The sequence below is a fragment of the Solwaraspora sp. WMMA2101 genome, from assembly GCF_049179175.1.
GTDB lineage: Bacteria > Actinomycetota > Actinomycetes > Mycobacteriales > Micromonosporaceae > Micromonospora_E.
Genome location: NZ_JBMHMA010000006.1, coordinates 6,781,253 through 6,795,526, shown reverse-complemented (window position 1 = coordinate 6,795,526; position 14,274 = coordinate 6,781,253). Strand labels below are relative to the sequence as shown.

Below are 14,274 nucleotides of genomic sequence, written 5' to 3'. Positions count from 1 at the left end.
TCCGTTGGGCTGAGATCCTGAACCCTGTCGGCGGTTCCCGTCAACCCCCTGCGAGGTCGCGTGTCACCGATCGAAGTTCCGGTGATAATTCGTATTAGCGCCTTGACGCGGCGATCCGACCGCGCGCAGACTCAGCCAACACGAGGGCTCGGCCGGCCGCTCCACCTCACCTGACTGCCAGTGACGACGCCGTGGACTCCCCCGGTCCACCGCCCACGTGTCGGAAAGGCCACCCCATGCGCCCGTTCCCCCGCTCCGCGCACTCCCCCGAAACCGAACCCGAAACCGGACCGGATCGCCGGCACCCGGCCGGCCTCGACCGTCGCCAGCTACTGCGTGGCACCGCCCTGCTCGGCGCCACCGCCGTGGCCGGCGGCCTCGGCGGGCTGTCCGTCGGCACCGGACCCGCCAGCGCCGCACCCGCCGGATTCCCGGCCTACGCCTACCTCGGGCAGCCGCTGGACCACGCCAACCTGCGCTACAACCCGACCGGCGAGCTGATCTTCCCCTGCGTCCGTGGGGTGTACGACCGGATCAGCGGCGGGCTGGCCCGCTATTACCTGTACTACGCCCCACACGACCGGCCCGGCGGGATCTGCCTGGCCTACGGCAACTCACTGGCCGGCCCGTTCACCGAGTACGCCGGCAACCCGATCGTCCGGCGCGACTGGTCACCGCACTACTCGGTCGAGCACGTCTCCTCGCCGCACGTGCTGTGGAACAGCGCGACCCGGCAGTTCTATCTGTACTTCCACGGCGACAACGACACCACCCGGTTGGCGATCTCGTCGGACGGCGTGCGGTTCACGTACCACGGGGTGGTGCTGTCGACGGCGATGGTCCCGAACCTCACCGAGGCGTCGTACGCGCGGGTCTTCGAGCACCGCATCCCCGCTCTGGGCAGCCGGTACGTGATGGTCTACATGGGATACCACACGGTCCGACCGGGCTTCCGGAAGATCTTCTGGGGCTGGTCGGCCGACGGCCGCAGCTGGCAGTTCGACCCGCAACCGTTGGTCAGCCCGTCCGGCGACGGGTTGAGCGATCTCAGCGGCGCGCATCTGCTGCACCGCAACGGCACCACCTACGTCGTCTACCACGGCGGATCGGGTCGGATGTACCTGACCGAGGTCGGCGACAACTTCGACCGGGAGGTCCACCTCGGCGTGTTCCACGCTCCGCTGACCGGCGCCCCGGACAACGGCCGGGTGGCGGCACCGGCGTTCGGCACCGACCGCGGCGTGCAGTACATGTTCTACGAGGCCGGCCAGCGCGGCCGCACCCGGATCGCGGTGGCCCGGGCGGTCCAGTGACCGTCGGCCGGTAGGTCGGCTCTCGGTGGCGGACGCCGGGTACCGCTGGCTGGTGGGGTGAGGGGCGCCCCCGTTCCGCGCCCCTCACCGCACCAGCGGCATCGAGGTCGCCCGCCGCACGGGTTGGTCAACCCCAGGTGGTGATCGTATACTGACTCCGCGTGCTGCCGTCAACCAATATTAACCGACAGCACGAATCTGACTAATACCAGCTGCACATCCGACGGAGGTAGCCGTGACGGGCGGCGGCCCCACCCCCCCTGCCGGATCGGGATCCACCCTGGCCGACAAACTCAACCTGCTCTTCGACACCGTCCGGCCGGCCGGCCGCGACCCCTACACCTCGCGGGAGGTCGCCGACGCCATCCGGGAGCGAGGTGGGTCGATCTCCGACGTGTACATCTGGCAACTGCGCACCGGCCGGCGAACCAACCCGACCAAGGAACATCTGGAGGCCCTCGCCGACTTCTTCGACGTCGACCCCGCCTTCTTCTTCGACCGACGCCGCTCCGGCGAGATCGAACGGGATCTGCACGCCCTGCAGGCGATGCGCAACCTGAAGGTCCGGGCCGTCGCGACCCGGCTGAGCGCGCTGCCCGAGGAGCAGTTGGACGCGGTCGGCGACATCCTCGACCGGGTCATGCAGGCGTTGCAGGCGCCCCGCACCGACGACGGCACCGCCACCGACGGACGCCCCACCTCGTGATCGTCATGCAGTGGCAACGGGTGGACGAAACTGAGGGAAGCACGGACATGAAGTCATCCGAGCTGCGACGGACCTGCCTGACCCGGCTGCGGCAGCTGCAGGACCGGGGCCTGCGGATGCCCCGGCCGTTCGACGCCGCACAGTTGTGTCGGCAGGTCGGGGCGGTTCTCGGCCAGCGCATCACCCTGGTCGGCGTACCGATGCCCGCCGGTGCGCCCTTCGGGTTGACCTTCTTCACCGACGCCGGCCACGTCATCGCCTTCGAGGAACGCACCAGCCAGGTGCACCGCGACCACATCGTCGCCCACGAACTCGGCCACATCCTGTTCGACCATCGCGCGCTCGCCCTCGACGACCAGCAGGCGAGCCAGTTGCTGATGCCGGCGCTGCGACCCACCCTGGTGCACCGGGTGCTCCACCGCACCGGTGTCTACAGTCGCGGCGAGGAGCAGGAGGCCGAGATGATGGCGACCGTCCTGCTGGAGCTGGCCGTGCGCGCCGACGGTGCGGCAGCGGCCGGTGCCGACCCGTCGGCGGAGAGCGCGCTGGCGGCACGGCTGCGGCACGGCCTCGAGCCGCCGCCCCGGTAGACAGGCGATGGCCACCGCCCTGTACGCCGTCTGCGCCGCCGCCGGCTGGTACGCCTTCGGCTACAAGCTGCGCGATCTGCGACGCGACCGGGACAACCGGGTGCTCCGCGCGATGGTGTACGCGTTCCTCGCCTATGCCGCCGGCGTCACCTTCGCGGTCGGCCCGGTCGCCGTCGCCGTCGACAGCACCACCGGGCTGCCGAACCTGGCGAAGCTGCTCGCCCACGCCGGGGTCATGGCGGTGGCTGCCAACTCGGAGATCCTCCTGCTGTTCCTCGCCCTGCCGCCCGCTGTCGCCGCCCGCCGGGCCCGACGCCGGGTGATCGCCTCGCTCGTCGCGTTCTGCCTGCTCACCCTGCTCTGGTCGGCCACGGTGTCGGCCGACCCGCCGGTCAGGTTGACCGTCGAGGACGCGGCGCATCCGGCGGTCGCCGCGTACCTGGTCGTCTACCTGTGCGCCTTCGTGGCGTACGCCGCCGACCTGGCTCGCCTCTGCTGGCGGTTCTCGCTGGTCACCCCACGCCGGTGGCTGCGGCGGGGACTGCGGATCACCGCGTTCGGGGCGACGACGGCGCTGGCCTACTGTGCGGTCAAGACCGGCTACCTGCTCGCCTACCGGCTCGGCCACCGCCCTGGCGGGGAGGCCGAGATCGCCGCCGTCCTGGTGACCATCGGCGCCCTGGCGATGCTCATCGGGCTCACCCTGCCGACCTGGGGTCCCGCCCTCGACGCCGGCCGGCGCTGGCTGCGGCGGCAACGCGCCTGGCACCGGTTGGGCCCGCTGTGGCACGCGGTCGCCGGGGCGCAACCGCACCTCGTGCTCGACGAGCGTGCCCACCGACGGTGGGTCGCGCTGCGCGACATCGACTACGCGCTGCACCGGCGGATCACCGAGATCCGCGACGGCCGGTTGGCGCTGCGCCCGTACATCGACGAGCGGGTGGCCGTCGCCGCCGACCGGCGCGCCACCCGGGCCGGCCTGGCCGCCGCCGACCGGGCGGCCGTGGTGGAGGCGGCGATGATCGCCGCCGGCACCCGTCAGGCCCGTGCCGGCACCTTGGCGGACCGCCCGGACTTCTCCGAACCGCACGACCCGCCGGACGGATACCTTGGCGAGGTTGCCTGGCTCGCCCGGGTCGCCCGGTGGTACACCAGATCCACGATGATCGACCAGGCGCTGAAGGACCTCTGATGCGGGACCGGTATGCCAACCTGCGGCGGATCCGCGCCCTCGACCCACGGCGGGACTATCTCGAGATCTACCAGACGATGGTGCGCCACGAGTTCCCCTGGGACAGCAAGCTCGGGCTCAACCTGGCGTTCAACCGGTCGTTCTCGCTGCCCCGGATCGCCGCCGTGCATGTGGGCACGGGTGAACTGCTGCGGCACACCCGCAAGCGGATCGACGACACCGGTCTGCTGATGTACGAGATGCTGCTGCACGGCTTCGACCATCCGCGCGGACGGGAGGCGGTGCGCCGGACCAACCGGATCCACCGTCACTACGACATCGCCGACGACGACTACCGCTACGTGCTCGGCTGCCTGGTGGTCGTCCCGATCCGCTGGCTGCAGCGGTACGGATGGCGCCAGCCGTGCTGTCACGAGCGGGCCGCCGCCTACCATTACTACCGTCAGTTGGGCGGGCTGATGGGCATCACCGACATTCCCGGCTCCTACCAGGAGTTCGCCGACTGGTTCGACGAGCACGACCGGCGGCACCTGCGGTACAGCGCCGACGCGGCGACGATCGAACGGGCGACGCGGGCGTTGCTGCGCGGTCGGGTGCCCCGGCCGCTCGCCCCGTTCGGCGACGCCCTGGTCGCGGCGATCTACGACGAACGGCTCCGGGCGGCGACGGACGTGGCGGCCCCGTCGGCGGCGGTCCGGACGGGAGTGCACCTGGTGCTGCGGCTGCGGGCCGGGCTGCTGCGTCGACTGGCCCGGCCCCGCCGGACGCCGATCTTCGCCGACGGGGTCATCCGTACCCCGACCTATCCCGACGGCTACGAGATCGCCGAACTCGGCCCAGCCGGTCACTGACAGCGGAGATCCCCAGGATCCGGGCACCGCAGACCCGACCGTCGATACATACCCGGTATGCTCGCTCGCCATGAAACCGAACACCCCTCAGGTCGCTGCCGTCGCCGTCGTCGGCGGATTCCTGCTCGGCTTCCTCGACTTCGTGTGGATCGCGTCCCTGCCGTACCCCTTCGCGGAGCTGGGCAACTCCAGCGCCGTCTGGGCGGTCGCCGCCTTCGGCTTCGGCTACTGGGTCCGTACCGGCTGGCTGCGCGCGGCGGTCGGCGGGGCCGGCGCCCTGGTCGTCGCCGTGCCGAGCTACTACCTGGCGGCGACCCTCATCCAGGGCGACGACCTGGCCATCATGTGGGCGCCGACCGCGCTGCTCTGGATGGCCTTCGGAGTGCTGGCCGGGGTGGTCTTCGGCATCGGCGGCACCTGGGCACGCGGGCACGGGTGGCGACAGGTCGTCGGGGTGGCCCTGCCCGGCGCGGTGCTGCTGGCCGAGGCCGCGCTGCACGCGCGCGACATCGGCGACCCACGGTACGGCCGGGACCCGCTCTGGCTCCTCATAATCAACATCGCCCTCGCGGTGGCCGTCGTACTCCTCGCCGGACGCCGCACCAGCGTCCGACTGCGCGGCCTTGCGGTGGCACTGCCACTGGCCGCTCTCGGCTTCGCCGCGTTCCGGCTCGGCGGCTTCGGCTGACCGCTCGACGGTCCTCCGAGGCACACCACGCGGTCGTCCACCGACCGGTGGAAGCCGTCACAGTGCGGCTCCGGCCCACGCCAGGCGCACCCACTGCCCTTAACATTCGTTCATGGCGGTGCCCACTGAGAGTCTGGACCTGGCCGCCGGCTTCCCGCCGGCCACCCCGCAGGACTGGCGGCGACTCGCGCTCGCCGTCCTGCGCCGCTCCGGGGCGGCCGGTCCGGACACCCCTGCGGACGCCGTCGACGACCTGCTGACCACCACCACGTACGACGACATCCCCCGCCGACCGCTGTACACCCGCCCGACGACCGCGCCGGCCGTCGGCGTACCCGGATCGGCGCCGTTCGTCCGGGGCGCGGCGGCCCGCCGCGACGGCGGAGGTGCCGGTGGCACCGACCCGGCCGAGACCGTCGCCGGTTGGGACGTCCGCCAGCGCTACACCGAACCGGATCCCGCCGCGGTCCGGCAGGCGGCCCTGGCCGACCTCGCCAACGGCACCACCTCGCTCTGGATCGACCTGGCCGCCAGCGGACTACGGCCGACCCAGCTCGCCGACGCGCTCGACGGCGTCCTGCTGGACCTGGCCCCGGTGATCCTCGACGCCGGTGCCGACGCCGTCGACGCCGCCCGGGCGTACCTGGCGCTCGCCACCGCGCAGGGCGTCGGGCCGCACGCGCTGGCCGGCAACCTCGGGGCGGACCCGATCGGCTGGCTGGCCCGCACCGGGCAGCCGGCCGACCTGTCCGTGGTACGGGAGCTCGCCGAATACGCGGCACCGGCGCAGCGGCTGCGCGGCGTCGTCGTGGACGCCACCGTCTACCACGACGCCGGCGGCAGCGACGCCCAGGAGATCGGTGCCGCGCTGGCCACCGGGCTGGCCTACCTGCGGGCGCTCACCGACGCCGGGCTGGGCCCACGCGACGCCTTCGACCAGCTGGAGTTCCGGTACGCGGCGAGCGCCGACCAGTTCGCCACCATCGCCAAGCTGCGGGCGGCCCGGCAGTGCTGGGCCCGGATCGCGCAGCTGTGCGGGGTGTCCGAGGTGGGCGGACAGCGCCAGCACGCGGTCACCTCGTCGACGATGATGACCGCCCGCGACCCCTGGGTGAACATGCTGCGGACCACGGTCGCCTGCTTCGCCGCCGGGGTCGGCGGCGCGGACGCCGTCACCGTGGCACCGTTCGACGCCCGCCTCGGGCTGCCCGACGGGTTCGCCCGCCGGATCGCCCGCAACACCCAGTCGGTGCTGCTCGCCGAGGCGCACCTCGGTCGGGTGCTCGACCCGGTCGGCGGCTCCTGGTACGTCGAGCGGCTCACCGCGGACCTCGCCAGCGCCGCCTGGGACTGGTTCACCGAGATCGAACGGGCCGGCGGCGCGGTGGCCGCCCTGACCAGTGGGCTCGTCGCCGACCGGATCGACGCGGTGTGGCAGCGCCGCGCCGAGGACATCGCCCACCGGCGTCGCCCGGTCACCGGGGTCAGCGAGTTCGCCGACCTCACCGAGCGGCGGCCCGCCCGGCCCCCGGCCGGGCCGGTGCCCGGCGGCGGGCTGCCCCGCCGCTATCTCGCCGAGGGTTTCGAGGCCCGCCGGGACCGCGCCGACGCGTATGCCGAGGCCACCGGCTCCCGCCCGACGGTCTTGCTCGCCACGCTCGGGCCGCTGGCCGCGCACGGTGCCCGCGCCGGGTTCGCGGCCAACCTGTTCGCCGCCGGCGGCGTCGCCACCAGACGGGTCGGTGACCCGGCCGACGACCCGGCGGTGCTCGCCGCCGCGCTCAGGACCGCACCCACCGCCGTGGTCTGCCTCGCCGGCACCGACGACGCCTACGCCACCGCCGCACGGCCGGTGGCCGACGCGCTGGTCGCCGCCGGCGCCCGCCGGGTCCTGCTGGCCGGTGCGCCGGACGCCGACGGCCGCTTCGACGGCTACCTGTACGCCGGCTGCGACGCCCTGGCGGTGCTCGACGCCACGCTCGACGCTCTGGGGGTGCCCCGGTGATCCCGGATTTCCGACAGGCCCCGCTGTACCCGACTGACGGGTCGACGGCCGACCCGACCGGCCGAGGGGCCGCAGACCCGCCGACGGCCGGGCTGCCGGGCTGGCACACGCCGGAGGGCATCACCGTCGCGCCGCTGTACACCGACGCCGACACCGCCGGGCTGGACTTCCTCGACACGGTCCCCGGGCAGGCGCCGTACCTGCGCGGACCGTACCCGACGATGTACACCACCCAGCCGTGGACCATCCGCCAGTACGCCGGCTTCTCCACCGCCGAGGAGTCCAACGCGTTCTACCGGCGCAACCTGGCCGCCGGGCAGAAGGGCCTGTCCATCGCGTTCGACCTGGCCACCCACCGGGGGTACGACTCCGATCACCCCCGGGTGGCCGGCGACGTCGGAATGGCCGGCGTGGCCGTGGACTCCATCTACGACATGCGCCAGCTCTTCGACGGCATCCCGCTGGAGAAGATGAGCGTGTCGATGACGATGAACGGCGCGGTGCTGCCGGTGCTGGCCCTCTACATCGTCGCCGCGCAGGAGCAGGGCGTCGAGCCGCACCAGCTGACCGGGACCATCCAGAACGACATTCTCAAGGAGTTCATGGTCCGCAACACCTACATCTACCCGCCCGGGCCGTCGATGCGGATCATCTCCGACATCTTCGCCTACACCTCGGCGCGGATGCCGAAGTTCAACTCCATCTCGATCTCCGGCTACCACATCCAGGAGGCCGGGGCGACGGCGGACCTCGAACTGGCGTACACCCTCGCCGACGGGGTGGAGTACCTGCGCGCCGGGCAGGCCGCCGGGCTCGACGTGGACACCTTCGCGCCCCGGCTGTCGTTCTTCTGGGCGATCGGGATGAACTTCTTCATGGAGGTCGCCAAGCTGCGCGCGGCCCGGCTGCTCTGGGCCCGGCTGGTCCGCGACGCCGGTGCCCGCAACCCGAAGTCGCTGTCGCTGCGCACCCACTGCCAGACCTCCGGCTGGTCGCTGACCGCCCAGGACGTCTACACCAACGTGATCCGCACCTGCGTGGAGGCGATGGCCGCCACCCAGGGCCACACCCAGTCGCTGCACACCAACGCGCTCGACGAGGCGCTCGCGTTGCCGACCGACTTCTCCGCCCGGATCGCCCGCAACACCCAACTGCTGCTCGCCCAGGAGTCGGGCACCACCGACGTGATCGACCCGTGGGGCGGCAGTCACTACGTCGAACGCCTCACCCACGACCTGGCCCACCGGGCCTGGACGCACATCCGGGAGGTGGAGTCCGCTGGCGGGATGGCCCGGGCGATCGACGACGGGCTGCCCAAGCTGCGCATCGAGGAGGCTGCCGCCCGGACCCAGGCGCGGATCGACTCCGGACGCCAGCCGGTCATCGGGGTCAACCGGTTCCGGCCCGACGCCGACGAACCGGTCGACGTGCTCAAGGTCGACAACACGGCGGTACGCGCGGCGCAGCTGGTGAAGCTGCGGCGGCTACGGTCCGAACGCGACGAGCCGGCCTGCGTCGCCGCGTTGGCGGCGCTGACCCGGGCGGCGGCGGCCGCCCCGACGGCCCGCCCGGACGACCTGTCGGGCAACCTGCTGGCGTTGGCGGTCGAGGCGGCGCGGGCGCGGGCCACCGTCGGGGAGATCTCGATGGCGTTGGAGGAGGTCTACGGTCGGCACGCCGCGCAGATCCGTACGATCAGCGGGGTGTACCGGCAGGAGGCGGGAGCGGTGGCGGGGATCGAGCGGGCCCGGGCCGCCGCCGACGCGTTCGCCGAGGCGGAGGGGCGCCGCCCCCGGATCCTGGTGGCCAAGATGGGCCAGGACGGGCACGACCGGGGGCAGAAGGTGGTGGCCACCGCCTTCGCCGACCTCGGATTCGACGTCGACGTGGGTCCGTTGTTCCAGACCCCGCCGGAGGTCGCCCGCCAGGCCGTCGAGGCCGACGTGCACCTGGTCGGGGTCAACTCGCTCGCCGCCGGGCACCTCACCCTGGTCCCGGCGTTACGCGACGAGCTCGCCGCCCTCGGCCGCGACGACATCATGATCATCGTGGGTGGGGTGGTCCCGCCACAGGACTTCGACGCGCTGCGGGCCGCCGGCGCCGCCGCGATCTTCCCACCGGGTACGGTGCTGGCCGAGGCCGCCGTCGATCTGCTCACCGACCTGTCCGCCCGGCTCGGCCACGGCGACGACGACGCCGGATGACCGCGGCCAACCCCGGCCCGAGACCGGCGACCGGCACCGGCAGACCACCTCGACGGCTGCCGCCGGTCGACGACTACGTCGCCGGGGTCCGCGCCGGCATCCCGGCCTGGCTGGCCCGGGCGATCACCCTGGTCGAGTCGACCCGCCCGGACCACCGCGAACACGCCCAGCGGATGCTGGTCGCGCTGTCCCCCTACGCCGGGCAGGCCCGCCGGGTCGGGGTGACCGGTGTCCCCGGCGTCGGCAAGTCGACCTTCATCGACGCGCTCGGCACCCAGCTCACCGACGACGGGCACCGGGTCGCGGTCCTGGCGGTCGACCCGTCGTCGGCCCGCAGCGGCGGCAGCATCCTCGGTGACAAGACCCGGATGGCCCGGCTGGCGGGCGATCCGGCGGCGTTCGTGCGCCCGTCGCCGACGGCCGGCACCCTCGGTGGGGTGGCCCGCGCCACCCGGGAGGCCATGGTGGTGGTCGAGGCCGGCGGGTACGACGTGGTGCTGGTCGAGACCGTCGGCGTCGGACAGTCCGAGACCACGGTGGCCGACATGGTCGACACGTTCCTGCTGCTCACCCTGGCCCGCACCGGCGACCAGCTGCAGGGCATCAAGAAGGGGGTGCTGGAGCTCGCCGACATCGTCGTGGTCAACAAGGCCGACGGCGCGCACGCCGTCGAGGCGCGGGCCGCCGCGCGGGAGCTGGCCGGGGCGCTACGGATGCTGCGTACCGACCAGGACGCCTGGACGGTGCCGGTGTCGACCGCCAGCGGCCGCGACGGCACCGGGCTGGCCGAGGTCTGGCAGCAGGTGCTCGCCCACCAGGACCGCCGCCGGGCCAGCGGCGACCTGGACCGCGACCGGCAGCGGCAGCAGCTACGGTGGGTCTGGGCGATGGTGCACGACGGGCTGCTCGACCGGCTCCACCGGCATCCGGCGGTGACCGCGCTGACCCCGGACGTCGAGGCCCGGGTGCTCGCCGGCGAGCTCACCCCCGCGCAGGCCGCCGCGCGGCTGCTGGCGGCGTTCGGTGCCGACCCGGCACCACCGACCTCCCGTCAGCCAGCACCACCGACCTGACCCGGCCGGTACGCCTCAGCGGGCCGGGTGCGGCAGGATGCGACGCAGCTGGGCCGGCGGGCCCGGACGCTGCCGCCACTCCCGGGGGTAGCCGACCGAGACCTCCTCGAAGCGCACCCCGTCGTACCAGGTGGTCCGTGGGATGTGCAGGTGGCCGTAGACCATCACCGACGCCCGGAACCGGACGTGCCAGTCGGCGGTCCGCTCGGTGCCGCACCACATCGCGAACTCCGGATAGCGCAGTACGTTCATCGGGTCGCGGACCAGCGGATAGTGGTTGACCAGCACCGTCGGCAGGTGCGGATCCACCTCGGACAGCCGTTGCGCGGTGTAGTCGAGCCGCTGCCAGCACCACTGCTCCCGGCTGGGGAACGGGTCCGGGTGCAGCATGGACTCGTCGGTGCAGACGATGCCGGTGCCGTAGGCGTACGCCAGCCCCTGCTCCTTGGTGCTGGTGCCGGCCGGTAGGAAGCTGTAGTCGTAGAGGGTGAACAGCGGCGCGACCACCGCCGGCCCGCCCGCTCCGGTCCACTGCAGGTACGGATCCTCCGGAGTGCGTACGTCCAACGCCCGGCACAGTTCGACCAGCTGTTGGTAGCGTTCCACGCCGCGTGGTCCGGACGGCTCCCGCGCGGTGGTCCACAGCTCGTGGTTGCCGGGCGACCAGATCACCTGGGCGAAACGCTGCCGCAGGGTGCCGAGCGCCCAGCCGGTGGCGACGATCGTCTCGGCGACGTCACCGGCGACGATCAGCCAGTCGTCGGGTGAGGGTGCCGCCAGGTCGGCGACGAGCTGCCGGTTCTCCTGGTAGGAGATGTGCAGGTCGCTGATCGCCCACAGGGTCGGTGCCGCCGCGCCGTCACCCGGCCCCGGTGGCGTCCGTACCGGCTGTGGCGCGCCACCGTCAGTTCCGCTCGCCCCCATCCGTCCGATCATGCGCTACCGTGCCCGCCAGCGGTAGGGCCGGGTACCAATCGTCCCGGATCCTGCGCAGCAACGCGTACGCGTCGGCGCGCTTGACGTCCCGGTCCCGGCCGGTGGGGAACTCGGCAAGCCGGGCCCGGTCGGCGGCGTCGAGGGTGGCGCCCACGGCCCGCAGGACGGAACGCACCGTACGGTGCGGGAAGTAGACCCGCCGCGCGGCGTCGAGAAAGACCTGCGCGTGCCCGGGATCGACCAGACCGGCTGCGGCCCCGTCTGCGAGCGCCAGCCGCATCCCGATCAGCGGCTCCGACAGCGGCCGGTCCCGGTCGTCGTAGACCATCGCCACCTCGTCGTCGGCGTCGACCACGCCGGTCCGGAACGCCTCGAAGACCCGGCCGACGCCGACCATCCCCCACGGGTGGCACTCGGCCGCCCGCAACGCCCCCATCCTGGACGCGCCGTAGAGCCGCACCCCGGCGTCCACGGCCCGCAGGAACGGTGTCGGCGTCAGCGACGCCGTCGTGGACACCACCGAGGTCGTCGAGCACGGACCGTACTTCGTGCCGGAGCCGGCCGAGTGCGCTGTCGTGAAGGTCGTCAGTCGCAGCGGCCATCGAACACGCTCCACCCTCGAGGGTCTTCCACCAGCCCGCTGCCGACGCGGTCCAGTGTCTGGTTGCGCCGGTCCAACGGCAGTACGCCGCAGCGGGCCCAGCAGGTGGTGATCAGGGACAGGCCGGTCGCGCCGACGATCAGCCGCCGGTCCAGCTCGGCCGCAGGGTCGCCGTTGCTGGCCGGCCCGGTGGTGACGGCGATGCTGATCAGGCTCCCGGGCGAGCACCGTACGGGTCTGGTGGTAGAGCCCGAGCGCGGCGGCGGTGTCACCCGCACCGACGAGACACCGGATCGCCACCGCGTACAGCCGTTCCCGGATCGGGAACTCGGCGGTCAGCCGACGCAGCACCGGCACGGCGTCACCGGGCCGGCCGTGGCGCAGCGCGGTCGCCGCGTACTCCTCGCTGACCTGGAGGTAGAGCTTTTCACAGCGGTGCAGCTCGCCGGCGACCAGCGACGAACGGCCGACCGCGACCGCCGAGAACGGTCTGCCCCGCCAGCGGCCACAGGCCCGCTGGAGCACCCCCAGCGGCGGGGTCCGCCCGGCGGCACCGTACGGTCCGGACACACCGCAGACCAGCGTCTGTATCTCCTGAATGTCGCACTCGGCGGGATCAAGCTCGAGACCGTATCCCCCGGACTGATACGACAGGCGTCCGCCGGCACCGGGACTCGCGGCATCGAGGGCCCGCCGGATACGACACACATATGTTTGAATATTAGGTATACATGACTTCGGCGGGCGATATCCCCCACAGCGCGTCGATCACCGTTTCGATACAGGTTTTCTGATTGGCCCGGCAGGCCGGCAGCGCCAGCAACAACCGCGGCTTCTCCCCGGTCTGTTCGATCTGGGCACCATCGTCCGACCGCACGGTGACCCAACCCGGTACGTCCACTCTCATCCGACCTCCCACTGCACCCTGGCGGACAAACGAGCAGTCTCCGACAAAGGACCATAAGTCCCACGACAACGCTCCCTGCGAACTCGATCTCCCTCTCCCGGCCCGCTCCACCGACCGGATGCCGCGACACGGCGGGCACGGTCCCGTTTCTACCGAGCCGGTAGTTGTCCCACACCGGTACTGCGGCAAGAATCAACGTGGACAATCAACCGAGCGCACAAGGAGTCCACGTTGGGGCGACCTGAACGGCGGATCGACGGCGAGGCGGGACCGGTGCAGGCCTTCGCCGCCGAACTGCGCGCGCTTCGCGAATCCGCTGGCCGGCCGAAGTACGCCGCACTCGCGCGGCGGACCGGCCGGTCCCAGACCGCGCTGTCCGAGGCCGCCGGCGGCCGTCGGTTCCCGACCTGGGAGACGGTGGCGGCCTTCGTCGCCGGTTGCGACGGTGACCTCGAGGTCTGGCGGGTCCGGTGGGAGCAGGTCGCCGCCGCCGTCGGCACCCCGGCATCGGCCACGGACTCCGACGGCACCGCCACCGTCATGGCTGCGGACACTCCCGATGGGGGCGTTCCCGCAGTGACAGCCGCCGGACCAGTGACAGCCGCCGGACCAGTGACAGCGGCCGGGCCGGTGCCGGCCGCCACGACGGTCGAGGGCCGGTGGCGGCGGCGGACAGTCACCTGGCTCGCGGCCACCACGGCCGCTACGGTGACCGCGCTCGCCGGGTTGATCCACGCGATCGCCGACGCTCGTCCCCCGACGTCACCGGACCCGGACCCCGCGACACCGCCGTCGCGCGTCGCGGTCGCCGACGGTGCCGACCCGATGGACAGCGGCTGCGCCGACGACCCCCAGGTGCTCTCGGTCGACACCGTCGAGGTCAACCTCGGTCGGCAGGCGCTCGGCGTCCTCGAACTGCGGTACGCGCCCCGGTGCGGGGTCAGCTGGCCCCGTTTCCTGCCGTACGCCGTCGAGCGGATCCCGTACGGCACCGCGATCCACGTCGACGTGCGGCGGCCGGCCGACGGTGCCACCGCCACCTTCACCGCCGACTACGCCGGGACCGGGGTCTTCGGCAACCTGCTGCACAGCGCCCGCGACTGTGTGCTGGCCGAGGTGCGTATCGAGATGCCGGAGGATCCGACCGGTGTGGCGACCGGTACGGCGTGTGTACGGGGCCGCACGGTGGAGAGCGGCCCGTGACGCCT

Annotated in this window: 13 protein-coding genes; 10 read left to right on the top strand and 3 right to left on the bottom strand. The window is 72.7% G+C overall.

Features of this window, described 5'->3' with window-relative positions; genetic code table 11:
• The first annotated feature begins 236 nt into the window (after positions 1–236).
• From ACN28F_RS31720 to meaB, 9 genes are all read left to right on the top strand, one after another.
• The gene (locus tag ACN28F_RS31720) at positions 237–1,313 is read left to right on the top strand and encodes a hypothetical protein (protein WP_421361140.1); all 1,077 of its coding nucleotides are present in this window, start codon (positions 237–239) and stop codon (positions 1,311–1,313) included.
• Between the two features lie 235 nt (positions 1,314–1,548).
• Positions 1,549–2,019 (top strand): helix-turn-helix domain-containing protein, encoded by a 471-nt coding sequence (locus ACN28F_RS31715; protein WP_282227238.1) that lies wholly within the window; start codon positions 1,549–1,551, stop codon positions 2,017–2,019.
• Positions 2,020–2,066: 47 nt separating this feature from the next.
• Entirely contained in the window at positions 2,067–2,609 is a 543-nt protein-coding gene (locus ACN28F_RS31710; RefSeq protein ID WP_289206106.1) for a hypothetical protein, read from the top strand.
• Between the two features lie 7 nt (positions 2,610–2,616).
• Positions 2,617–3,801: an MAB_1171c family putative transporter gene (locus ACN28F_RS31705; RefSeq protein ID WP_289206105.1), complete on the top strand. Its 1,185-nt coding sequence runs from the start codon at positions 2,617–2,619 to the stop codon at positions 3,799–3,801.
• Positions 3,801–4,652, top strand: coding sequence for an oxygenase MpaB family protein (locus ACN28F_RS31700; protein ID WP_289206104.1), 852 nt, complete (start codon positions 3,801–3,803; stop codon positions 4,650–4,652). Before ACN28F_RS31705 ends, ACN28F_RS31700 begins: the two co-directional genes overlap by 1 nt.
• A 70-nt stretch (positions 4,653–4,722) precedes the next feature.
• Positions 4,723–5,340: a DUF6518 family protein gene (locus tag ACN28F_RS31695; RefSeq protein WP_289206103.1), complete on the top strand. Its 618-nt coding sequence runs from the start codon at positions 4,723–4,725 to the stop codon at positions 5,338–5,340.
• A 112-nt stretch (positions 5,341–5,452) separates the two neighbouring features.
• Positions 5,453–7,345 carry a methylmalonyl-CoA mutase family protein gene (locus ACN28F_RS31690; RefSeq protein ID WP_289206102.1) on the top strand — a complete coding sequence of 631 codons (1,893 nt, stop codon included), beginning with the start codon at positions 5,453–5,455 and terminating at the stop codon, positions 7,343–7,345.
• Positions 7,346–7,437: 92 nt separating this feature from the next.
• Positions 7,438–9,549: a methylmalonyl-CoA mutase gene (gene scpA, locus ACN28F_RS31685; protein WP_421361582.1), complete on the top strand. Its 2,112-nt coding sequence runs from the start codon at positions 7,438–7,440 to the stop codon at positions 9,547–9,549.
• Positions 9,546–10,622 (top strand): methylmalonyl Co-A mutase-associated GTPase MeaB, encoded by a 1,077-nt coding sequence (gene meaB, locus ACN28F_RS31680; protein WP_289206100.1) that lies wholly within the window; start codon positions 9,546–9,548, stop codon positions 10,620–10,622. Before scpA ends, meaB begins: the two co-directional genes overlap by 4 nt.
• Before the next feature lie 15 nt (positions 10,623–10,637).
• Here the strand turns inward: meaB and ACN28F_RS31675 are convergent, their stop codons facing one another.
• The 3 genes from ACN28F_RS31675 to ACN28F_RS31665 all read right to left on the bottom strand — a co-directional run bounded on the left by ACN28F_RS31675 (position 10,638) and on the right by ACN28F_RS31665 (position 13,066).
• A complete protein-coding gene (locus tag ACN28F_RS31675; RefSeq protein WP_289206099.1) occupies positions 10,638–11,546 on the bottom strand; it encodes a metallophosphoesterase family protein in 909 nt (302 codons plus the stop codon).
• The gene (locus ACN28F_RS31670) at positions 11,527–12,729 is read right to left on the bottom strand and encodes a TfuA-like protein (protein WP_421361137.1); all 1,203 of its coding nucleotides are present in this window, start codon (positions 12,727–12,729) and stop codon (positions 11,527–11,529) included. Before ACN28F_RS31670 ends, ACN28F_RS31675 begins: the two co-directional genes overlap by 20 nt.
• Positions 12,730–12,880: 151 nt before the next feature.
• Complete coding sequence (locus ACN28F_RS31665) at positions 12,881–13,066, bottom strand: hypothetical protein (protein ID WP_289206097.1); 186 nt, start codon at positions 13,064–13,066, stop codon at positions 12,881–12,883.
• Positions 13,067–13,297: 231 nt separating this feature from the next.
• Between ACN28F_RS31665 and ACN28F_RS31660 the strand changes: the two genes are divergently transcribed.
• A complete protein-coding gene (locus ACN28F_RS31660; protein ID WP_421361135.1) occupies positions 13,298–14,269 on the top strand; it encodes a helix-turn-helix domain-containing protein in 972 nt (323 codons plus the stop codon).
• The last annotated feature ends 5 nt before the right edge of the window (positions 14,270–14,274 follow it).